General features: G+C 55.0%; 20 protein-coding genes, 1 tRNA gene and 1 pseudogene. 4 read left to right on the forward strand and 18 right to left on the reverse strand.

Annotated elements, in window-relative coordinates:
- Positions 1–85 precede the first annotated feature (85 nt).
- The 4 genes from ACR0MP_RS12755 to ACR0MP_RS12770 form a co-directional block, all read right to left on the reverse strand.
- Positions 86–1,756: a sulfatase-like hydrolase/transferase gene (locus ACR0MP_RS12755; protein ID WP_480886594.1), complete on the reverse strand. Its 1,671-nt coding sequence runs from the start codon at positions 1,754–1,756 to the stop codon at positions 86–88.
- A gap of 15 nt (positions 1,757–1,771) precedes the next feature.
- A complete protein-coding gene (nqrM, locus tag ACR0MP_RS12760; RefSeq protein ID WP_170393970.1) occupies positions 1,772–2,002 on the reverse strand; it encodes a (Na+)-NQR maturation NqrM in 231 nt (76 codons plus the stop codon).
- 15 nt (positions 2,003–2,017) lie between these two features.
- Positions 2,018–3,043 (reverse strand): FAD:protein FMN transferase, encoded by a 1,026-nt coding sequence (locus ACR0MP_RS12765; protein ID WP_480886596.1) that lies wholly within the window; start codon positions 3,041–3,043, stop codon positions 2,018–2,020.
- A 67-nt stretch (positions 3,044–3,110) separates the two neighbouring features.
- Positions 3,111–3,296, reverse strand: coding sequence for a hypothetical protein (locus ACR0MP_RS12770; RefSeq protein WP_170407230.1), 186 nt, complete (start codon positions 3,294–3,296; stop codon positions 3,111–3,113).
- 120 nt (positions 3,297–3,416) lie between these two features.
- On the opposite strand from ACR0MP_RS12770, the gene ACR0MP_RS12775 reads away from it, so the two are divergent.
- Positions 3,417–3,941 carry a CBS domain-containing protein gene (locus ACR0MP_RS12775; RefSeq protein ID WP_170393976.1) on the forward strand — a complete coding sequence of 175 codons (525 nt, stop codon included), beginning with the start codon at positions 3,417–3,419 and terminating at the stop codon, positions 3,939–3,941.
- Between the two features lie 4 nt (positions 3,942–3,945).
- Here ACR0MP_RS12775 and ACR0MP_RS12780 read toward each other — a convergent pair whose 3' ends face one another.
- The 7 genes from ACR0MP_RS12780 to ACR0MP_RS12810 form a co-directional block, all read right to left on the reverse strand.
- Positions 3,946–4,725: a metallophosphoesterase gene (locus ACR0MP_RS12780; protein ID WP_170407228.1), complete on the reverse strand. Its 780-nt coding sequence runs from the start codon at positions 4,723–4,725 to the stop codon at positions 3,946–3,948.
- Between the two features lie 133 nt (positions 4,726–4,858).
- Positions 4,859–6,082 carry an NADH:ubiquinone reductase (Na(+)-transporting) subunit F gene (nqrF, locus tag ACR0MP_RS12785; RefSeq protein ID WP_170393981.1) on the reverse strand — a complete coding sequence of 408 codons (1,224 nt, stop codon included), beginning with the start codon at positions 6,080–6,082 and terminating at the stop codon, positions 4,859–4,861.
- 10 nt (positions 6,083–6,092) lie between these two features.
- Positions 6,093–6,701, reverse strand: coding sequence for an NADH:ubiquinone reductase (Na(+)-transporting) subunit E (gene nqrE / locus ACR0MP_RS12790; protein WP_050603817.1), 609 nt, complete (start codon positions 6,699–6,701; stop codon positions 6,093–6,095).
- The gene (locus tag ACR0MP_RS12795; RefSeq protein ID WP_152460184.1) at positions 6,701–7,354 is read right to left on the reverse strand and encodes an NADH:ubiquinone reductase (Na(+)-transporting) subunit D; all 654 of its coding nucleotides are present in this window, start codon (positions 7,352–7,354) and stop codon (positions 6,701–6,703) included. The genes nqrE and ACR0MP_RS12795 overlap by 1 nt, the downstream gene beginning before the upstream one ends.
- Positions 7,354–8,169 (reverse strand): Na(+)-translocating NADH-quinone reductase subunit C, encoded by an 816-nt coding sequence (locus ACR0MP_RS12800; RefSeq protein ID WP_170732679.1) that lies wholly within the window; start codon positions 8,167–8,169, stop codon positions 7,354–7,356. The genes ACR0MP_RS12795 and ACR0MP_RS12800 overlap by 1 nt, the downstream gene beginning before the upstream one ends.
- Entirely contained in the window at positions 8,162–9,370 is a 1,209-nt protein-coding gene (locus ACR0MP_RS12805) for an NADH:ubiquinone reductase (Na(+)-transporting) subunit B (RefSeq protein WP_170736084.1), read from the reverse strand. Before ACR0MP_RS12805 ends, ACR0MP_RS12800 begins: the two co-directional genes overlap by 8 nt.
- A gap of 5 nt (positions 9,371–9,375) precedes the next feature.
- Entirely contained in the window at positions 9,376–10,719 is a 1,344-nt protein-coding gene (locus tag ACR0MP_RS12810) for a Na(+)-translocating NADH-quinone reductase subunit A (protein WP_170407218.1), read from the reverse strand.
- Between the two features lie 299 nt (positions 10,720–11,018).
- Between ACR0MP_RS12810 and ACR0MP_RS12815 the strand changes: the two genes are divergently transcribed.
- Positions 11,019–12,134, forward strand: coding sequence for a THUMP domain-containing class I SAM-dependent RNA methyltransferase (locus tag ACR0MP_RS12815; protein ID WP_480760774.1), 1,116 nt, complete (start codon positions 11,019–11,021; stop codon positions 12,132–12,134).
- Positions 12,135–12,260: 126 nt separating this feature from the next.
- Positions 12,261–12,337, forward strand: a tRNA-Pro gene (locus ACR0MP_RS12820).
- A 72-nt stretch (positions 12,338–12,409) separates the two neighbouring features.
- Here ACR0MP_RS12820 and ACR0MP_RS12825 read toward each other — a convergent pair.
- From ACR0MP_RS12825 to ACR0MP_RS12840, 4 genes are all read right to left on the reverse strand, one after another.
- Positions 12,410–12,778 (reverse strand): tyrosine-type recombinase/integrase, encoded by a 369-nt coding sequence (locus tag ACR0MP_RS12825; protein ID WP_480886681.1) that lies wholly within the window; start codon positions 12,776–12,778, stop codon positions 12,410–12,412.
- Between the two features lie 216 nt (positions 12,779–12,994).
- Positions 12,995–13,891, reverse strand: a complete 897-nt coding sequence (locus tag ACR0MP_RS12830) for a DMT family transporter (protein WP_170736100.1) — start codon at positions 13,889–13,891, stop codon at positions 12,995–12,997.
- A gap of 58 nt (positions 13,892–13,949) precedes the next feature.
- Entirely contained in the window at positions 13,950–14,573 is a 624-nt protein-coding gene (gene wrbA / locus ACR0MP_RS12835; RefSeq protein ID WP_170407208.1) for an NAD(P)H:quinone oxidoreductase, read from the reverse strand.
- A gap of 106 nt (positions 14,574–14,679) precedes the next feature.
- The gene (locus ACR0MP_RS12840; RefSeq protein WP_480893771.1) at positions 14,680–15,567 is read right to left on the reverse strand and encodes a LysR substrate-binding domain-containing protein; all 888 of its coding nucleotides are present in this window, start codon (positions 15,565–15,567) and stop codon (positions 14,680–14,682) included.
- Between the two features lie 240 nt (positions 15,568–15,807).
- Between ACR0MP_RS12840 and ACR0MP_RS12845 the strand changes: the two are divergent.
- Positions 15,808–16,130 (forward strand): annotated as a pseudogene (locus ACR0MP_RS12845) (transposase); the annotation flags it as partial.
- A gap of 37 nt (positions 16,131–16,167) precedes the next feature.
- Here the strand turns inward: ACR0MP_RS12845 and ACR0MP_RS12850 are convergent.
- From ACR0MP_RS12850 to ACR0MP_RS12860, 3 genes are all read right to left on the reverse strand, one after another.
- On the reverse strand, positions 16,168–18,228 hold the full coding sequence (locus ACR0MP_RS12850) for an adenylate/guanylate cyclase domain-containing protein (RefSeq protein ID WP_480886602.1): 2,061 nt from the start codon (positions 18,226–18,228) through the stop codon (positions 16,168–16,170).
- Between the two features lie 383 nt (positions 18,229–18,611).
- Positions 18,612–20,585: a pyridoxamine 5'-phosphate oxidase family protein gene (locus ACR0MP_RS12855; RefSeq protein WP_480886603.1), complete on the reverse strand. Its 1,974-nt coding sequence runs from the start codon at positions 20,583–20,585 to the stop codon at positions 18,612–18,614.
- Positions 20,586–20,611: 26 nt separating this feature from the next.
- Complete coding sequence (locus ACR0MP_RS12860) at positions 20,612–21,088, reverse strand: nuclear transport factor 2 family protein (RefSeq protein WP_480613028.1); 477 nt, start codon at positions 21,086–21,088, stop codon at positions 20,612–20,614.
- Between the last annotated feature and the right edge of the window lie 9 nt (positions 21,089–21,097).

The raw sequence follows: 21,097 nt of genomic DNA on the forward strand, positions 1-21,097 counted from the left end.
AAAGCTCTCCGATTGAGGCGGCGTTGCTGTCTTCTACCCCCTGCCCGCTCAAGGTTGAACCGTCATTAGGGCCGCGAATGAAGAATTAATCTGTCTTGTAGTCCCCAAAGGGTCGCGCTTTGCGGTTGCGGTATTTAACGGTCAGCTCAAGCGGCATCTCGTTTTCGTCGTAAATACCGATCACCACGCCTGTTCCTCGGCTTGATCCACGCATGTTTAGCAGTTGTTCTTCCGACCGGGTCGTGCGCTGCGACTGGCGCCGCGTCCAGGTGAACAGCTGATCATACATCTCGGCGATGATGTCTGCATGCTCATCGCTTTCGCCCAGGTCCGTCAGCTCATTCGGATCATTCTCTAGATCAAACAAAAGCGGGCGATAGCCCCCTTCACAATGGATCAGCTTCCATTTCTCGTTTGCAACCATGAACATGACCGCATCCCGAACCGAGGCGTTCAGTGCCTGCGCTATGGGGGATGCGGAGTAGTCGTACTCACAAATCACCACATCGCGCGGAGTGCTTTCGGCCTGACCGTGCAGGATGGGCAGCAACGAATGCCCCTCCAAAATGTGCCCTGCGGGTTCACCGCCTGCAACCTCCAGAAACGTGGGCGCTAGATCGATGGATTCGACCAATGCATCGCATGTGGTGCCGCGCGTGGCATCAGCCTCGGGCGATGGATCATAGATGATCAGCGGCATTTTGGTCGAGGCGTCATGGAAGAAGGTCTTCTCTCCCATCCAGTGATCGCCCAGAAAATCCCCGTGGTCCGAGGTCAGCACGATCATCGTGTCCTGCATTCGTCCGGTCTGTTCCATCCAGTCAAACAGCCGCCCCATTTGGTCGTCAGCCTGCTTGATCAGGCCCATATAGGCTGGGATCACGGCCTCGCGTACATCCTGACGCGAGAAGGTCTGGCCGATTTTCGTTTCCATGAACGCTTTCAGCACCGGATGAGCGTTCTGCCGTTCAGCTTCGGACCGAATGACAGGCAGAATGTGTTCGGGACCATACATCGAGGCGTAGGGTTCTGGCACAATATAGGGCCAATGCGGTTTGATGTAGCTGAGGTGGCAGCACCACGGCCCCTCATGGTTTTCCATGAACTCCATGCCGCGAGAGGTGAGATAAGGCGTTTCGCTGTCTTCCTCGGCGATATTCGCGGCCTCTGACGAATTCTTCAGGAACCAACCTGAAAGTACATTGCCCTCTTCATCCAGCCCCGAATTGGCGAAGTCGTGCCAGGGGTTGTCACTCTCATAGCCTTTGTCTTTCAGATACTCGTTATACCTTTTGGCGCCATCCGGGTCATAAAACCCATCCGGCCCTTCGGGGCGCATCCCATCATCGCGCTCAAAGACATCAAACCCGCATTCAGCGACGCGTGCCCCGATCAGGCTGTCGGGCTCAAGCCCCAAACGAGCCATGCCCTCGGCGTCTGCGCGCATATGAGTCTTGCCAACCAACCAGCAATCCATCCCTGCCTTGCGCAAGTGATCGCCCATGGTGACCTCACCAACTTTCAGCGGGATTCCATTCCATGACGCGCCGTGCGAATGCACATAGCGGCCGGTATAGGTCGACATACGGGAACTGCCGCAGATCGGTGACTGGATGTAGGCCCGTGTGAACCGCATACCCATCGAGGCGAGACGGTCAATATTTGGCGTATGCAGATGTGGATGTCCGTAGCAGCTGAGGTAATCCCAGCGCAATTGGTCGAACATGATGAAGAGGACGTTCTTGGCTTTGTTCATGCCAAGAGGGTTATCCTAGCCTTCCATCTGTTGCAGCATCTTTTTCGCACGCTTGCACTGCAACTGGTCGCGCAGAGGGCTGTCGGGATCGATATCCTTTTGACAGACCACACATTTATCGGCACCCGAGATCGCGTTCAGGCCACCGCAGCTGCCTTTGATGGTTTTGCCCATCAACATCACACCCAGCGCCATGCCAACCATGACGATCAGCAACAGGAAAAAGGCTAGAATAAAGGTGCTCATAGCGGTTCCTACCGGTCAGTTGGTCCCCAGCGCAGCCTTGAAGGCGCTGCTTTGTACGGTGATATAGGCTTCTTCTCCGCTTGTCACATCCCGAGAGATGAAGAACACGGCAAGTTTATGCTCTTCGGCCAGTTCCAGACCCTTTTCCAGACCCAATGCTAGCATCGCCGTTGCCCACGCATCCGCCATCATGGCGTTGTCTGCTAAAACAGTAACTGAAGTGGTGCGATGAGTAATCGGGCGGCCCGTCGTCGGGTCAATGATATGCGAATAGCGCACCCCGTCCTGTTCGAAGAAGTTCTTGTAATCACCCGAGGTCGCCATTCCCAGATTGTCGAGCGGCACGATCAACTGGATTGATTGCGCGCCAGTCTCGGGTTGTTCGATCCCGATGCGCCAGCTTTCGCCTTTGTCATTCTCGCCCATGGTCACCAGATCACCACCGATCTCGACCATATAGTTCTCGATCCCGGCCTCGCGCAGCTGTGCGGCAACCGCATCGATGCCATAGCCTTTGGCGATCGCAGACAGGTTGATCCCGACTCCTGCCTCTGACTTGGCCAAAGTGCCCGCTCCGCGATCCAAGTCTAACAACCGCGCTTGTCCCACTTGCCCAAGAGCTGTCGCGATCTCGTCATCTGCCGGAATTGGGTCTTCAGGTTTTCGCGGTCCAAACCCCCACAATTCGATCAGCGGACCAAGGGTAACATCAAACGTACCACCGGATTTCTCGTGAACCTCATTTGCGGCCTCGATGACGAAGGCAAATTCGTCTGACACTTGCATGGGGTCCGTGCTGCCTGAGGCCGAGAAGGTCGAGACCTCGGAATTCGGGTCCCAGTTGGACATCTTGGCATTGACCTGCGCCAAGGTCTCCTGAACCGCTTGCCCCAGCGCTGCTTCGTCTAAATCATCGCCGATTGCGGTGACATTGAACGTGGTTCCCATCGTCTCGCCAGACAGGCGCACCACATCCGGTTCTTTGCCAAACAAACAGGCCGAAACAATCAAAAGTGAGGCCAGTGCAATCAGTGGGCGCATGGTGCAATCTCCCGGGAGTGTTCTTGCCCGGCATATGCCAGTGAGCCTGTTCAGAGTCAAACCGACATCAAATCTTGAGCGGCAAAAACGCCAATGCAAAAAGCCCGATTGCTGCCGGGACGCCAAACAGCCAAGCGCGCTTTTGCCAACCTTCCGGTTGCTGTTTCCAAGCCATGCGAAAATTATGGCCGCAGACCACCACGATAAAGAATATCAGCGCGGCGACTGGTGGCGTCAGATACAGGTTGCTCACAAGCAATTTCCTTTTGAAGTGGCCAAGTTACGCCGGTTTTCGAAATTGCACCCTATACAGGGCCGGTCCCTGCGGTAAGGTAGGTTGTAAGGACAATACCGGTGAAAGAGGAGACCGCCCATGGCCCCAAGCTCTTACCAGCCTCCGACACGCGGCGACAAGGCCGCGGCGACAACCCGCAGTCAATCAGTCGAGACCAATCTGTCGCATACCCAGACAACGGTTGCGAAACTGATGGAAGGTAAAGGGGATGCCGTTTTTTCGGTGCGGCCCAACGACACGATTCACTCGGTCGTGGATATCTTGCGCGAAAAACGCATCGGGGCTGTTGTTGTGACAGATCAGAATGGTGCCCTGCAGGGTATCCTTTCCGAACGTGATATCGTGCGCCGTATGGCGGAAACGCCCGGCCAGACCCTACCCCAATCCGTGGCTGATCTTATGACGACCGAGGTCAAAACCTGCAGCCCCGAAGATTATCTGAACGACGTGTTGAAAACCATGACCGAGGGCCGGTTCCGGCATATGCCGGTATTGAGTGATGGGAATCTGCGCGGGGTGATCACCATTGGCGATGTGGTTCATTTCCGCTTGAAAGAACTGGAATATGAAGCACTTAGAATGAAGCAAATGATCGTCGGCTAGCGACTTACGCTGATGCGCGCGCGATTCCGGTGTGCGCTGTCGAGATAAATCGGACAGAACCAGGCGAGATTTCCGCAGCCGTCAACTGATCGGTGATGAACGCACCTGTATCAATCGAAATGACATCATGCTCGACCCGAGCTTCGTCGACGATGGTATGGCCATGCACCACCCATTGCTCGTCTTTCCGGCGTTTCTTGCGGAAATGAGGATGCCCCCAAAGGCAAGTTCTGTCCTGTTGCCGATCGACCGGCTGCGAAGGGTCAAGCGCGGCATGAACAACCGTTACATTCCCGCTCGTCCAGGTCAGCGGCCGATCTTGTAACCAGTCCAGAAGCGGTTGTCCCATCGCTTGCTGCAGTTGTTCGGCAACGGCTTGCGGGTTGGACCGGTCAATATCCGCAAGCCCAAACGAAGCCAAAGTCTGAGCACCGCCATTATACAGCCAGACACGCGCCATCCGTGTTGGATCGGACAAAAACCCAAGCAGCATATCTTCGTGATTGCCTTTCAGGCAGATCGCCCGCGTTTCGGGGTTCGTGTCGAGGTGATGTAGCTGACGCAACACCTGCGCGCTGTATCCGCCCCGGTCAACATAGTCGCCTACAAACACCACCGGACAGTCGTTATCCAGCGCAGGCAGGAGCCGTTGTAAAAGATCCAACCTCCCATGAATGTCTCCGATTGCGTAGAATTTTTCTGTAGGCGCCAATGAATGCAGATTCACCGTCTGATCAGGCGGTGTTTGAGATGCGATAAGCCTTTTGATCCATCCGGTTAACATAAGACCTGCTGCCCAATGCGGCAAAGTATGAAGCGGAATTCGCCAAATGCAGACGTTGATATTGGCAGCCTGCCCAACATCAGCCCCAAAATGAAAATGGTCGGTCCCAAGGGTTGGAACCGACCGATTCTGTTTATCCGCCGAAATCGTCGAGCATGATGTCTTCGCGGTCCACGCCCAGATCCAGCAGCATGTTGATGACCGACTGGTTCATGATTGGCGGACCACACATGTAGTATTCGCAATCCTCGGGTGCGGGGTGGTTCTTCAGATATTCCTCGAACAAAACGTTGTGGATAAAGCCAGTGTAGCCTTTCCAGTCATCCTCGGGCTGGGCGTCCGACAACGCAACGTGCCATTCGAAATTGTCGAATTCCTTGGCTAGCGTGTCGAAATCTTCGACAAAGAACATCTCTTTCTTCGACCGCGCTCCATACCAGAAGCTGATCTTGCGGTTGCGGTTTTCAAGGCGTTTGAGCTGGTCAAAGATATGGCTGCGCATTGGGGCCATACCAGCACCACCACCGATGAAGACCATCTCTTTTTCTGTCTCGCGAGCAAAGAACTCACCAAAGGGACCTGAGATTGTGACCTTGTCGCCCGGTTTCAGGTTGAAAATATACGACGACATCTGACCCGGAGGGATACCTTCGGACCCAGGAGGGGGCGAAGCCACGCGGACGTTCAGCATGATCATGCCTTTTTCATCCGGATAGTTTGCCATGGAATAGGCGCGTTCGATCGGTTCGGCGACGACGGATTTGTACTGCCATAGATTGAAGCGATCCCAATCCTCGCGATATTCTTCTTCTACGTCGAAATCCGTATAGGCGAGTTGGTGTGCAGGCGCTTCGATTTGGATGTAACCACCAGCGCGGAAATTCACATCCTCACCTTCCGGGAGGTCCAGCGTCAGGGCTTTGATAAAGGTCGCCACATTCTCGTTCGAGCGAACTGTGCATTCCCATTTCTTGACGCCGAAGACCTCTTCGGGAACTTCGATGTCCATATCCTGCTTGACTGCAACCTGACAGGATAGCCGGTCACCACAAGACGCCTCGCGCTTGGTGATATGGCTTTCCTCGGTCGGCAGGATCGAGCCACCGCCGGAATGCACGCGCACGCGACATTGCGCGCAGGTGCCACCACCACCACAAGCGGAGGGTACGAATAGCTTCTCTGCCGCAAGCGTCTGCAGCAGCTTGCCACCCGCCGGAACCGAGATTGTTTTCTCACCATTGATGGTGATGTTCACGTTACCGGTTGAAACCAGCTTGGACCGCGCCGCCATGATGATGGCAACCAAACCAAGAACGATAACGGTGAAAAGGGCTACACCTAAGCCAAAGGTTTCCATTCCGCCCTCCTTACAGTTTCACGCCCGAGAAGGACATGAAGGCCATCGCCATCAGTCCAGCGGTGATGAAAGTGATGCCCAGGCCTTGCAGACCATCGGGAATGTCCGAATACTTCAGCTTTTCCCGAACACCCGCCATCGCGGTAATCGCCAGAGCCCAGCCAAAGCCAGAGGACAGACCGTAAGTCGCCGCTTCGGCAAAATTGTAGTCACGTTCCACCATGAACAGTGAACCACCCAAAATGGCGCAGTTCACTGTGATCAGCGGCAGGAAAATCCCCAGCGCGTTGTAGAGTGGGGGGAAATACTTATCCAGCACCATCTCTAGGATCTGAACCATCGCTGCGATCACGCCGATATACGAGATCAGTCCAAGGAACGTCAGGTCCACATCCGGGAAACCTGCCCAAGCCAGAGCACCTGGTTTCAGCAGATAGTTCAGCAGCAGATTATTCGCCGGCACGGTGATGGCCTGCACCACCATGACCGAGATGCCCAGACCCAGCGCAGTTGAAATCTTCTTCGAAACAGCGATGAAGGTACACATCCCCAGAAAGAAGCTGAGCGCAAGGTTTTCGACAAAGATGGCCTTTACGGCCAGTGAAATCAGACCTTCCATCAGTGGGCCTCTACCTGCTGGATTTTGTATTCACGCTCTTCCACCTGGTTCGGCTTCCATGTGCGGAAGGCCCAGATGATCAGACCGATGATGAAGAAAGCCGACGGCGGCAGCAGCAGCATGCCGTTGGGCACATACCAGCCGCCGTTGTTGACGGTTTCCAGAATAGTGACGCCGAACAGTGACCCGGCGCCAAACAGCTCACGAATGAAACCGACCAGCAGCAGGATCAGTCCATAGCCCATTCCGTTGCCCATACCGTCGATGAAAGACGCGACCGGAGGGTTTTTCATGGCAAACGCTTCGGCCCGGCCCATCACGATACAGTTGGTGATGATCAGGCCCACAAAGACCGACAGGGTTTTTGATATTTCAAACGCATAGGCCTTGAGGATCTGGTCCACCAGGATCACCAGCGAGGCGATGATCACCATCTGCACAATAATCCGGATTGAACCGGGGATCTGGTTGCGTAGGCATGAGATGAAGAACGACGAGAACGAGGTTACAAAGATCACCGCCAGCGCCATCACCATCGACACCTGCAGCGACGAGGTCACCGCCAGCGCCGAACAGATGCCCAGCACCTGCAGCGTGATCGGGTTGTTGTCGACAAGCGGGTCGACCAGCATCTCTTTCTTGGTCTGAGACATCAAAGCTCTCCTGCTTGCAGTTTGGCCAGGAACGGAGCGTAGCCCGCGTCGCCCATCCAGAATTTCACCAGGTTGTCGACACCAACCGAAGTCAGCGTGGCGCCTGCCAGCGCATCGACATAGAAATCAGGACCTGCTGCGGGTTGCGACTTGGCGACGGTGATTTGCAGATCGCCTGCATCATCGCGCAGCTTTTTGCCATTCCACAGCGCCTTCCAGCGAGGATTGTCCACTTCGGCGCCAAGGCCCGGTGTCTCACCGTGCTGATAGAACTGCAGGCCGTAGATATCGTTGCCGTTGTTTTCCAGCGCGATGAAACCATAAAGCGTAGACCACAGGCCATAACCGTGAAGCGGCAGGATTACCTTGTCGAGCGCCCCAGCATCATCACGCAGCAGATAGATCACGCGGTACTTGGACTTGCGCCCGATCCCAGCCGGGTCATCGTTCAAAGCGACGCTCAGTTCTGGATCGCTGGCAGCAGCGATATCATCGAAGGTGGTCGCGTCGAACTGATCGTCAACGAATTCACCTGTAGACAATTCCAGTACATGCGGCTCAAAGGCAGCGAATGCCTCGGTCACATCAATGCCTGGTTCGTAGATGCCGGCAACTTGCAGAACGTTGACTTGCTTATCCTTCAAACGGTTGATTTCCTGCACAGGGCGCAGGCTGACCGCAGCAGCAGACACGACCATCGAGGCTACAAGGCAGACGGCAACGGCAACAAAGATAGTCTTGCCAACCGAATCTGGCGAAGCAGCCAGAAACTTGGCAATCGCTCCCTTGGGTTCATTGGATTGCGTATCAGACATGGCGACGCGCCCTCCGTTTGATGTTTGCCTGGACGACGAAATAGTCGATCAGCGGCGCAAAAACGTTTCCGAACAAGATTGCCAGCATCATACCTTCTGGGAAAGCTGGGTTAATGACGCGGATCATCACAACCATGATACCAATCAGCGCGCCATAGATGTAGCGGCCCATATTGGTGTGGCTGGCCGAAACGGGCTCAGTTACCATGAACGCCAGACCAAAGGCGTAGCCCCCAAGAACGATATGCCAGTACCAAGGCATCGCGAACATCGGATTTGTGTCCGATCCGATCAGATTCAGCAGAAGCGTGAAGCCTATGGTGCCCGCAAGACAGCCCACAATCAGGCGATAATTGGCAATCTTGGTCGTCAGCAGGAAGGCCAGGCCGATCATGCAAGCCAGCGTCGATGTCTCTCCAAAGCTACCCTGAATTTGCCCGAAGAACGCATTGGCCCAGGTGATCCCGTCGGCCGCCAGTGCCTGAACGCCTTCAGCAGCGGAGATGCCCAATGCAGTCGCACCGGAAAATCCGTCCACCGGGGTCCAGACTGAATCCCCCGACATTTGCGCGGGATAGGCGAAATATAGGAAAGCACGCCCGACCAACGCTGGGTTAAGGAAGTTCTTGCCCGTACCGCCAAATACTTCCTTACCGATCACGACACCGAAAATGATGCCTAACGCGACCTGCCACAATGGCGCAGTCGCAGGCATAATCAGGGTGTAAAGCATAGAGGTAACTAGAAAACCCTCGTTGACCTCATGGCCGCGCACAGTGGCGAAGATGACCTCAAAAATACCGCCCGCAACCAGTGTGGTGATGTAGATCGGAAGGAAATACATCAATCCATGCACCACATTGGCGAAAATGCTGTCAGGGTTCAGCGAGATACCGAACATCTGCAGGATCGCAATCCGCCATCCTGTTGCCGAATCCGGTCCTAGCGTGGCGATGGCCGAGTTTGCCTGATAGCCGGTGTTATACATCCCCCAGAGGATTGCGGGGATCGTAGCAATCACGACGTAGGTCATGATCCGCTTCATATCCACGTAAGAGCGCGCATGCGGCGCGACGGTCGTGACGGTTTTCGGAGTGTAGATAAAACTTTCCACCATCTCGTAGATGGGGAAATATTTTTCGTACTTGCCGCCCTTGGTAAAGTTCGGCTCGATCCGATCGAAGAAGCTGCGCAAACCCATGTGGATCAGCCCTCCTTTTCAATCTTGGTGAGGCAGTCGCGCAGCGCCAGCCCATATTCATATTTCGCAGGGCAGGCAAAGCCCACAAGGCCCAGGTCTTCTTCGTCCAGTTCCAGTGCACCCAGCGCCTGCGCGGTGTCGGTGTCCATCACCAATAGCGCCCGCAGCAATTGCGTCGGCAGATAATCCTGGGGCATAAGCTCTTCAAATACACCCGTCGGCACCATCGCGCGGCGACCACCGTTCAGGTTTGACGTGAATGAATAGAGTTTCTTGGCAAAAGCCGATCCCAAAACAGGCTGTACCGCATATTTCGAAGGCATAGGAAGAATCCAGCCCAGTGTGTGCTGATCATGATCTTCGCGAATAATGCTGATCTGGCGCGCAAAACGGCCCAGATAGGCGGTCGGACCATCGGCATGCTGCCCCGACAAGATCGACCCCGAGATGATCCGCGCGATCCCGTCGACGTTCACTTCATCCCGGGTCAGGTCATCCGTCGACGCGCCCATCACGGTGCGGATCAGGCGCGGCTGGCGCGCGCCCGGTCCAGACAGAGCAATCACGATGTTTGAATCCAGATGACCGGTCTGCATCAGGCGGCCGATCGCGATCACGTCCTGGTAGCCAATGGTCCAAACCTGCTTGTCCGCTCCCAGCGGCTCAAGGAAGTGAATATGAGTTCCAGCAAGGCCCGAGGGGTGTGGGCCGGAAAACGCAGCCGCTTCGATACCTGGCAGATCGGAACCGGGGATGGATGCCCCCTCTTGCTGGCACAGATACGTTTTGCCATCGGTCAGATTTGAGACAGCTGCAAGACCAGCCGCAAATGCCTCGCCCGCATCCGCAATAACCAATGCCGCATCACCTGCCAGTGGATCGCTGTCCATGGCTGTCACGAAGATTGCTGTAGGCTTGGAGCCTGGTTCGGGCATCTTTGAATAAGGACGTGTCCGGAAAGAAGTCCACAGCCCGGCCGCGCATAGCTTGGCCGTAACACCTTCGGCGGTCTCGGCATCGCCGGTGCCCGAGAAATCTATGCCGGCGTCATTGGCATCCGAAACCTCGATCACCACGCTCTGCAATACACGCCGCGCCCCGCGATTAATTGCCACGACCTTGCCGGTCAGCGGCGCGACCATCATCGCGTCGGGCGCATCCTTGTGGCAGAACAACGGCGTTCCTCGCTGGACCGCGTCGCCCTCTTGCACCAGCATCTTGGGCTTTAATCCGATATAATCACTGCCCAGAACGGCAACCGACGAGAATTCAGGCCCCGGCTGGATTTTCTGTTCGGGCGCGCCTTCAACCGGCAAATCCAACCCTTTTTTTAGTTTGAAAGTTTGCATGTTGCTACGTTCTTCCAAGCCTTTGTCCTGCGCCTGCTGCGCGCCATCTTACAATGATGCTAGGAAATAACACGAAATTTCCCGTCTGTCCGGTCGCGAAAGCGCCATTATCCGACCAGAATCCGCAGGCGTATTTCCGATCACGGCTCCTTTACGCGGGGATGAGTGCAAACGCAAACCTGTTACCGCCCAAAATCGAAAAGGAATGTCACATTCTTTTGAGCTTACGGTCGTTCAGAACAATTTGCCCATTTAATTTGCGTGTCGCACAGGCTGATCAACCGGTGTAAGCAACCACAATGGACAACAATGATAAATTCGAGATTTTTCTGATTGCCACTCCAGGGCTCGAAACGCCTTTGTGTGCCGAGGCCATCGAGCGCGGATTCTCGAGCGCCAGGATCGTTCCAGGTGGTGTCGTGTGCCGTGGCGATTGGCCGGAAGTCTGGCGCGCCAATCTGGAATTGCGCGGTGCCAACAAGGTTCTGGTGCGACTGGGCAGTTTCCCCGCCGTGCATTTGGCGCAATTGGACAAGCGCGCCCGAAAATTCCCGTGGGCGAGTTATCTCAGGCCAGACATTCCCGTGAAGGTCGAAGCAACCTGCCGTAAATCTCGTATCTATCATGCAGGAGCGGCGCGACAGCGCATCGAACAAGCCATATCCGAGGGGCTCGGCACCTCAATCTCACTCGATGGCAAAGTCCGCGTGCTGCTACGAATCGAAAAAGACATATGCACGATCTCCGTCGACACATCCGGCGAGCTCTTGCACAAGCGCGGTCATAAGCCTGCAGTCGCCAAGGCCCCGATGCGGGAAACAATGGCCGCGATGTTCCTGCGTGAGTGTGGGTTTGACGGGTCTGAACCGGTTCTGGACCCGATGTGTGGCTCTGGAACATTCGTTATCGAAGCGGCTGAAATTGCACTTGGTCTGCCCCCAGGCCGCTCACGTCAGTTCGCATTCCAAGATTTGGCAAGCTTCGATCCAGATGTCTGGCAAAAAATGCGCACTCGTATCGGTCAACCCGAAACAGAGCTGAGATTCTTTGGCTCAGATCGCAATACAGGCGCGATTGAGGCTTCACGCTCGAACGCCCGACAGGCACAAGTGGATCATGCCACCCGATTTCAGCACTGTTCGGTCAGTGATATCAAGCCGCCAGAAGGCCCAGCTGGGCTGGTCATCGTCAATCCGCCCTATGGGGCACGCATCGGTGATGAAAAGCGCCTGCGGTCGCTCTATGGCAGTTTAGGCAAGGTATTATCCAGTCGTTTCCAGCGATGGCGTGTGGGCATCATCACCACCACACCCGGACTTGCCCGCGCAACGCGATTGCCAATGCTTCCCCCCGGCCCAATCGTTGATCACGGCGGAACAAAAATCCGACTGTATCGAACCGATCCGTTGCAGTGACTCAGCGAATTCGCGGATCAGGCGAAGGGTTAAAACCACCCCTCGAATCCAGCGACGACATATGTGTGTACGCCCAAAATCCCTCTTGCACATCGATATGACGAGGTATAGATCACGCGCCACGGTCGGAGTGTAGCTCAGCCTGGTAGAGCACTGTCTTCGGGAGGCAGGGGTCGGAGGTTCGAATCCTCTCACTCCGACCAATAAAACAAGGCGCCCGAGGGCGCCTTTGTTGTTTTTGAGACAGTGACTCCGAGGTTCGTTGAATCTGAGCGTTAGTCGAACTCCAACGCACTGGCAGCCTTACGCAAGTGTTCAGGGCTGTAGCGCACGTAGGCGGACGCGGTGATCCGGGAATCTGAATGGCCTAGAAACTGTGCGATCTCCTCCATCGAGATACTTGCTTCAGCCATATGAACAGCTTCCGTGTGCCGCTGGACGTGCGGCGACACGTCAGGTAGGCCTGCCACGATTGCGGCCGCCTTGAAGCCTTTCTTGATTGACTTTCCCGATCCGCCGGCCCACTCCACGACATAGCCAGATAATGCAGCCTTCAGGGCGTTCAAAAGCGCAGCATAAAGGCTCCTGGTCATGGGGACGATGGCCCTGCCCTTCCTCTGTCCGTCACCAGTGCGGAGATTGATCTGACGACGTTCAAAATCGACCCGATCCTATGTGAGTTATAACACAGCCCTAACCCTAGCCGCAGTCGACCGCCAAGAGCTGTGAAATCTCCCGGCGCGTCAGATACCGCTCCTTGGGGGCCGGTTTGCAGGGGCGCTCGATGTAGGGTGAGCGAGGCGCTGAGCCATTCCTCGCCCACTTGCGTGATCGGGCCCATTGTTTGCGACTCAAACCCATCAAACAGATCCAGCTGTTGCTGGTTTCCATTTTCTCAAACCCAAGTTGTCCCTTCGACTCACGCTCTGGCCGACCACAACAGAGCCGATAACTATGGCTGCTCCTATAGACTGAGTGAGGCTAAGCGTTTGTCCCAAGTAAACCCAGCCGAGCACGACAGCTGTTACAGGACTCATCATGCCGAGCATCGAAACTGCACTGGGTTCCAGGCGCGCTATGCCACGAAACCAAAGAGCATAGGTTGCTGCAGCACCGATCAACCCAAGCCAAATAAGCCCGGCGACATTTGTCGCGCTGAGCGCAGATAAAGGCGGCTCAAGGAACAGTGCGACTGGCAGCAGTATCAAACCACCGGCTGTTAATTGCCACGCTGTGAAACTCAGCGCCGAAACCGGAGGTTGCCATTTCCGGCTGAGAACAGTGCCAGCAGCCATTGACGCGGCTCCTCCCAAACCCGCTGCTATACCGATCCAATCAAGTTGTGCTTCAGGTCCGATCAGCAGCAGGGAAACACCCATTGCGCCAGTCGCGGCGGCGCCGAGCGCACCAAGTCGGATTGGGGTTCCCAGCCATCCCCACGCCATCAAAATCACGATCATCGCTTGCAACGATCCTAGGGTGGCGGCCACACCACCGGGTAACCTATACGCAGCAACGAAGAGGAGCACCCAGAACAGAGCGAAATTGAGGCTGCCTAAGACGAAAACTCGACCAAGCCATTCGCGTGGTGGAACGCAGCGCGTCACTGCAAGCAACAACAAGCCAGCAGGCAGAGCTCGTAACGCAGCCAGGGTAATCGGATAGCCAGCCGGGAGCGCTTCGGTAGTTACCAGATAAGTGCTTCCCCATACCGCTGGGGCGAGTGAGGTGAGAAGAATATCGGTTGAACGTGACATAGTATGTCTCCCGGCTGAGGCGTTTGAGAATTTGAGTGAGACGTCAGAGGCGCGCGGGTTACGCTGCTTCCGCTTGTAGGTTTGATCCAACGAGGCACGCTGCAATCCTTGCAACATGAGCGCCCTGGAACCGCGCTCCGGCCAGGTCAATTTCGGTAGGTGTGCGGGCACCATCAGCACCGGCGATCGTTCCGGCACCATATGGTGCGCCGCCAATGATATCTTCTGATGTAGTCTGGCCAGCAAATGTGTAGGGCATTCCGGCAATCAGCATCCCAAAGTGTTGAAGAGGAACTTGCGTTGTCAGAAGGGTGGCCTCGAGCCCGCCATGTTGCGAACCTGTTGATGCAAAGACCGCTCCGTCCTTACCAACCAGTGCATTCCTTGCCCAAAGCCCTCCCGCCTGGTCAAGGAAGGACTTCATTTGGCCAGCCATCATGCCAAATCGGGTCGGTGTTCCAATGATGATTGCATCATAGTTTTCCAGATCTGTCGGCAAGGCGGCAGGTGTATCATCTACGACATAGCCAGCCTGCTGACGGACCTCTTCAGGGACGGTTTCGGGCACACGTCGAACGTCAACTTCAGTGCCGGGAACACTTCTGGCGCCTTCAGCTTCGGCATTGGCCAATGTGCGGACGTGGCCATAGCTTGAATAGTAGAGAACGAGAATACGTGACATAGGATACCTCTCAGGGCTGCAACTTGTTCCCTGAGAGAATGGAATTTGTTGCGCCGCCAATTAAGGCGCGCCCTTTGACATCACTCTTTACATGTATTGAACAATGTCACGACCTGAGAGCCAGGCGCAGATGATCAAGAAAGGCTGTGACCTTTGCATCCATTCCCAAGCGAGATGCTGTAACGGCGAATACTTCCGGCGCAGGCAGCTCGTGGTCAGGAAGAACTCGCACCAAGGCCCCGCTGGCTTCGGGAGCATCAGAGACGAACTCGGGCAGAGTTCCGATACCTTGCCCCGCTATCAGCAGATCCCGCAAAACGAGGCTGTTGCCGACGCGCACACGCGGATCAAGCTCTAATGTTGTGACACCTTCGGCGGTCGAGAGTTTCCAGCTCGTCAAATGATCAGCTAGCAAAAAGCCGATGATTGCGTGGGTTTTCAGATCCGCCGGCTGGGTCGGCGTCCCACATCGCTCCAAATAGTCTGGAGACCCAAATATTCTTTGCCGCATCACGCCGATCCGTCGGGCAACAAGTGCCGAATCCGGCATGGCAGCACGGATACGTATCGATAGATCGAACCCGCCCTCGACCATATCGATCACCTTGTCGTCCATCGAAAGCGTAAAACGCAGATCTGGATAGGTTTCCAAGAACTCTGGAAGCATCGGTGCGATAACGGTCTGGCCGAAAGAACTTGATGCATTCACCCGAAGATGCCCGCGCACTGCTTTTGAACCATCCCTGATGGCTTGCTCCGTTTTCTCGACCGCGTCGAGTATTCCAATTGCATCTTGGTAGTAGAGACTGCCGGTGTCAGTCAGTGACATGGATCGGGTCGTTCTGGTGAGAAGAACGGTTCCTAGACTTTCTTCCAGAAGCTTGATTTCTCTGCTGAGAAGCGCGGGAGAAACACAAAGATCTTCCGCCGCACGGGCAAAACTACCGCGTTCAACGATACGGCGAAAAGCTTGCATGACTGACAGTTTGTCCAAGTTATCACCCTTCGAAAAAGCTGCTTTTGATGTGTTACGCGATAGATCGGGTCTACGACATGCCCAAACTCACATTCTTTCAGGTCGAGCTGATCCAGTTCAATTCTTTTTGCGGAGCATCCACCACACCTGTGAACTTGAGTTCGGGAACAGTTTTCGGTTCTGAGAGCTCCTTCCTACAATCTCCCGTTACCAGCCAACCTAATGGATTAAGCGCCGCAATAGCTGCACTCGCCGTAGGGTCAGGTCAGTGACTACATTGGTGCGAGGTCATTGATCAGCAGTCTACCGAATGTCGAATGGTTGTTGGGTGACCGCGGATATGATGCCGATTGGATCGTAGAAGTGTCGAAAGACAAAGGGATACGCGCGTGCATCCCAGGCCGCAAACGGCGCAAGACGCTGTCCGATACGACAATCGCCGATACAAACGCTGCAATCGAGTTGAGATCGTGTTTGGCAGATAGAAGTACTGGCGCCGTGTGGCGACACGGTACGACAGGTGCCCCAAAATCTTCCTCTCGGCAATCGCTTTCGCCGCTTTGATCATCTATTGGCTATGAGTCCTAAGCCTAAGCGCCCAAACTTGATCAGATGTAATCAACTGCTTTTTTTGGTTCTTGCAGCGGCACGCCAATGATCCGTTGGTGGCTTGTTCAATAGGCTTTGGGTGCGGATCTTCATTGCGGTTGAGGCGGGATCCTCGTTTCGCGCCTGGTCTGCGGCCTCGAATGCGGCAACTGCCTGCTTGAACCGCCCTGCCCTATAGTGTGCAAGGCCTTGTTCGTAGAGCTTGATCCAAGCAAGAGATTCGGCGGACCCATCCTTCATGGCGATCAGTTCATAGACCACCAATTCTTCGGTGCGTCCAGACACGGTTAGCGTGTCAAGCTCGCGGACAACTATCGAATCGGCCGCCTGGCGTTTCGTTTCCGGCCCGATCAGGATCAGCGTGCCATAGTCCTTGTTGGCCCCTTCCAATCGGCTGGCAACGTTCACGACATCGCCAATTGCGGTGTAATTCAACCGTTCTTTTGAACCGATATTTCCCACCAGAGCATCGCCACTGTTCAGCCCGATCTTTACGCGCAAAGGGTTGCCAGCCTCATCTTCAATTCCGGACGCGTCTACGGCATTGACTAGTTCCAAGGCTGCTCGGCAAGCATTTATAGCATGGTTGGTATCTTTGCGCGGCGCTCCCCAAAACGCCATCACAGCATCGCCAATGAATTTATCGATTGTCCCACCGTTTTGAATGATGGCCGTAGAGGCCGCGCTAAAGAAAGGTTCCATCAATTGGACGATTTTGGGACCGAGTTTTTCAGACATTCCCGTAAAACCCGTGACATCGCAAAACAGCACCGAAATCTGTTTCATGTCTCCACCTGGCTGCGTCTTGATACCCTCAGCAACCAGCATGCGCACCAGATCGGTGGGCACGTATTTTCGGAACGCTGACAGACCTGCAGCCATACTTGCGGTTGCCGCAGAAAGATTTTCAAGCTCAGACAGTTTGGAGGGCCTACGCGCAATCCGTTCAACGTCAAAGCGCTCAATTTTACCAAGGTCTTCGGCAATGAGCGCCAACGGATTTGCTACAATTCTGCGGATCAGCCAGATCGCAAGTCCGCTTGCAACAACCACTACAACGATAAAAACGTAAATCAGGTTAATCAGCGTTTCATCAATGCCCGAAAGAAAGGCCGCTTCAGGTATGACTGTCGCAACGCGCCAGCCGTAAAACCCCAGTGGGGTAAGTGCCACCACATAAGGCACTCCGTCGATGACGATACGTTTCGTCAAAGTGCCTGGAGCATTCGTTTGGGGGTCAGCCAACAGCTTCTCGCCTGAGATCATGGCGACTTCATAGAGTTCGCCCTCGCCCATGCGCGCAGGAGTAATCTCATCTGCTTTAGCATCAGGTACAGCAATAACTTTTCCATCGGCGTTCAGGATAAAGGCAGCACCGAATTCGCCGGGCGCGAGCGTGGCAAGAAAGCGAGACAAACGATCCGTTTCGATCGCAACGGCCAGAACCCCTTGCCGCCTTCGGTTGACGTCTATTGGACCGGCAAAGGCGTAAATGGTTTTGTTACTATCCGGAAGGTTACGTGCTTCGATCCACCCGGCTGAGTTGAGGCCCATAAAGTTCTCAAACCAGGCATGTTCGCGCGGATCATAGGATGTTTCAGTAAAGGTCCGCTCTTCAAACTGGATGTCACCGGGAATGAAGATGTAGCGGTCTTTCCGTAGCATTCGGTTCCGGATACTTTCGTCGATTTCAATCATCTCGAGCCCGCCGTCACCCAAGCGATGCGATGCGAAAAAATTCCCATCTGGCCAGCCGAAGAAAATCCACGAGATATTTGGCTGTGCCTGCAATTGCGATAGAAAAACAAACTCTCGCTTATCCGCCTGCCGCGTTGCAATGACGTTCTGAACAAAGATAGTGCGAACAGCTGCCCAAGCGGCTTCGGCTGAACTTAGGGTCGCGCCCACCTCGATGCGGACTGTGTTTGCAATCTGGCCGTTAATTTCAGCTGCGAGCATACGGCTATTGTGTCGCGCTGTTGTCCACCACAGGGAGTGGACGATAAACGTCGACACCCCGATGGACACAGCCACCAGAATTGACACAGCGATGCCCACGCTAAATCGCAACTAAATCTCCGACAACAACGTCAAGTGCCTCAGTATTGAATTGAGACTGTGAGGAGGGCAAAGCTTTCTTAGATCCAATACAGAATTCTCACGTATCTGTTAGGTGCAAACTAATAGCTTTGTCGAAGCTGCCAACTTAACACTATCGGCTGTGCCTGATCTTCGACGTTTTTCCAGATGCTTCGCACAGATCGAATTGCAGCCCAATTCGGACCTTGAGCGGAGCGTTCAGACTCTGCGAGATCAGCCTATTAAGCGGTCATTAGTCCGGGACAACACAAAGGAATCCAGTGTCGTTTCGATTTGGTGAACGCCTTTCCAACACCCAATTTCAGATTGGGTGATCCTGTCCTGCAAGGTCATGAACAAGTTTTATCCCCCTATCAAAACACAAACGTCTCACGGTGAAGCCTTGCTTCCTCGAGGCCCAAATCGTTGAGCGCCGCTTCAGAACTGGTCATCAAAGTTTCAGGGCCGCACATATATACATCTCGCATTCCGAGATGCGCGACCGATTGAATGTCTTTGCTATGCATGCGTCGCTCCTGAAGCTGCAGCGGCTGATCGGTGAATGCTGCGTTCAGATCATCGCGAGCGGATTTCGCAGCCAATGCGTTTTCGCCTGCGCTTTGAAACGCGACAATACGCAGTGTCACCTGGTCCGAAACAGAGCTGTTTTTTTTCGCAAAGTGCTGCAGAATTGCAATGTCATCGTCCCGACCGGAAAACAGAAACACGATATCGATGGGCTGGTCCTGCGGGTAAGTCTCTACCACTTGTTTGACTCCGTCCCACATCACCATGAACGGGGTGATGCCAACGCCACCCGCGATCCAAAGCATCTTTGCTGGGAACTTTGGGGGGCTGCCCTCAGCCACTTCGGAAAAACAGGAAAAGCCCGCTCCGGTGCCCTTGAATTTAACTGGAAGATTGTACGTGATCAGCTTCTCCGCATAGTTGTGCAGGAGGTTGGACATCAGACCGCCTGGTTTGCGTTTGACCGTAACACTGATCCGATTGGTCGTGCGAAACGCGTTGTTCTCTTCGTCAAACTTTGGCGCTCCGGAAAGCGTCCATGTGCGGACGTAGTCCTCGTTCACAAGCTGAGGGTTTGTCTCGTTCATGTGGCTGTATCCGGCGTCCACCAGGTCGGAGAAGTCAAAGACGCCAAAACCACCAGGCAATGGGGCATTGATTGCCTCAGACAACTCGAATTCGAAAGTACTGATTGTGCTGGACAGGGGTTTTGTAGCGATAAGCTTGGCGGTCAGCGGGATAGCGGCGTCGTGCGCCTTGATTGCATGCCCCATCTTCTCCAACTCTGCGCGCAAATATTTGACCGGCGGATTGTAGGGGGAGAGTTGCTCTTTTGATGCCAGCTTGAGGTTTAGGCCTCCACGCACAAAAACCGCGCCCGTTACCTTGATACGTGTCAGCAGGCTCACGCGCGGCATCAGCGCATCTGCGTCATCCCCAAGCAGATTTTCAGCATCCCCCGTAATGTAGAGGATCTCACCGGTTTCAAAGTCTGGAAAGACCAGCCCAACCTTCGGGTCCGTTTCGATATTGCCCAGCGACTGGTAGAAGCGATTGCCAGAATGATCGGGCAGAACCAAATAGGTCGTAACCCGCGCCCCGTCGTTCTCCTCGTAGAGCCGGGTAAAGCCGGGCGCGCCGCCGCGATGATTGACGCCCATATCGGTCTGAGCGCCTGCAGTGGTGGCATCGCTTGTATGTTTTGTCGCCAAGAACAAGGTGCTGGCGCGCGCTACGACGGATTTGGCCTCATTCGACAGCACAGATGAGTGCACATCGAAGCCGTCATGGATAATTTCAGGGTTGCGTCGCGTGTGCCCTAAGGAACGGACTGTAATGTACTTTGGACAGTTCCCCAAGTGCTGATCGGACAACAGTTGTAACCTGATCTTCTCCTCGCCCTCGACATCTGCGGTACGTATGGAGCCCGCAATTTTGTTTCGTCGGCGGTTACCGAAATCGATCCCAACCCCGGCAAAGAGCCGCGCTTCAAGGCCCGATGCGGGATCCTGGCTCACAGCACGCACAAAGGGATCATGCGGATTGGTTTCCGCGACCACATGCGTGGTGTTCTGGCCCGCAACCTGAATGCCAACAGAAGGGTCGCTGTCTGATTGTGTAACCAGAAGGCTGACCCACGGACGCCCATTACGATCAAGCGTTGCGAGCGGCAAATAGGACAGACCCGCAAAGAAATCCGCATGCTGTTTCGGCATGTCGCTTTCGATGTAGTGCGGAATCGCATCGCTCACCTCTTTGGGAGTGTGACGCCGCTCTTGCAGCATCAACTCACCTCTGTGCGATTTATGTATCTGTGCCATCGCTTGATCCTTTCACCTGAGCCACGCTAGAGCCCGAGATCGCTCAGACCGGGGTGGTCATCCGGACGGCGCCCCGGCGGCCAGCGGAACTTTCGATCCGCCTCTTGGATGGGGTGTTCATTGATGCTGGCAAACCGGCGTTCCATGTAGCCATCCTTGTCGAACTCCCAATTTTCATTGCCATAGGCCCGGAACCAGTTTCCGCCGTCATCGTGGTACTCATAGGCGTAGCGGACCGCGATGCGATTGCCGTCATGTGCCCAAAGCTCTTTGATCAGACGGTAGTCCAGTTCCTTGGCCCATTTCCGGGTCAAGAACTCCTCAATCTGATCGCGCCCTTGGGGAAACTCGATCCGGTTGCGCCACTTGCTGTCCGGCGTGTAGGCCAGCGCGACCTTGGCCGGATCCCGGCCGTTCCAGCCGTCCTCAGCCAGGCGCACCTTTTGAATGGCGGTTTCTTTTGAGAACGGTGGCAAAGGATGCCGTTGGGCTTCGGTCGCCATGGGTTTGCC

The organism is Ruegeria sp. K3, assembly GCF_056531845.1.

What these genes read in the sequence shown, in the direction of transcription:
- ACR0MP_RS12805 (WP_170736084.1), bottom strand. Translation starts at nt 9,370, where the DNA reads ATGGGTTTGCGCAGCTTCTTCGATCGGATCGAGCCGAACTTTACCAAG.
- ACR0MP_RS12855 (WP_480886603.1), bottom strand. Translation starts at nt 20,585, where the DNA reads ATGGCACAGATACATAAATCGCACAGAGGTGAGTTGATGCTGCAAGAG.
- ACR0MP_RS12860 (WP_480613028.1), bottom strand. Translation starts at nt 21,088, where the DNA reads ATGGCGACCGAAGCCCAACGGCATCCTTTGCCACCGTTCTCAAAAGAA.
- ACR0MP_RS12815 (WP_480760774.1), top strand. Translation starts at nt 11,019, where the DNA reads ATGGACAACAATGATAAATTCGAGATTTTTCTGATTGCCACTCCAGGG.
- ACR0MP_RS12800 (WP_170732679.1), bottom strand. Translation starts at nt 8,169, where the DNA reads ATGTCTGATACGCAATCCAATGAACCCAAGGGAGCGATTGCCAAGTTT.
- nqrF (WP_170393981.1), bottom strand. Translation starts at nt 6,082, where the DNA reads ATGGAAACCTTTGGCTTAGGTGTAGCCCTTTTCACCGTTATCGTTCTT.
- nqrE (WP_050603817.1), bottom strand. Translation starts at nt 6,701, where the DNA reads ATGGAAGGTCTGATTTCACTGGCCGTAAAGGCCATCTTTGTCGAAAAC.
- wrbA (WP_170407208.1), bottom strand. Translation starts at nt 14,573, where the DNA reads ATGTCACGTATTCTCGTTCTCTACTATTCAAGCTATGGCCACGTCCGC.
- ACR0MP_RS12755 (WP_480886594.1), bottom strand. Translation starts at nt 1,756, where the DNA reads ATGAACAAAGCCAAGAACGTCCTCTTCATCATGTTCGACCAATTGCGC.
- ACR0MP_RS12765 (WP_480886596.1), bottom strand. Translation starts at nt 3,043, where the DNA reads ATGCGCCCACTGATTGCACTGGCCTCACTTTTGATTGTTTCGGCCTGT.
- ACR0MP_RS12795 (WP_152460184.1), bottom strand. Translation starts at nt 7,354, where the DNA reads ATGTCTCAGACCAAGAAAGAGATGCTGGTCGACCCGCTTGTCGACAAC.
- nqrM (WP_170393970.1), bottom strand. Translation starts at nt 2,002, where the DNA reads ATGAGCACCTTTATTCTAGCCTTTTTCCTGTTGCTGATCGTCATGGTT.
- ACR0MP_RS12780 (WP_170407228.1), bottom strand. Translation starts at nt 4,725, where the DNA reads ATGTTAACCGGATGGATCAAAAGGCTTATCGCATCTCAAACACCGCCT.
- ACR0MP_RS12810 (WP_170407218.1), bottom strand. Translation starts at nt 10,719, where the DNA reads ATGCAAACTTTCAAACTAAAAAAAGGGTTGGATTTGCCGGTTGAAGGC.
- ACR0MP_RS12775 (WP_170393976.1), top strand. Translation starts at nt 3,417, where the DNA reads ATGGCCCCAAGCTCTTACCAGCCTCCGACACGCGGCGACAAGGCCGCG.
- ACR0MP_RS12830 (WP_170736100.1), bottom strand. Translation starts at nt 13,891, where the DNA reads ATGTCACGTTCAACCGATATTCTTCTCACCTCACTCGCCCCAGCGGTA.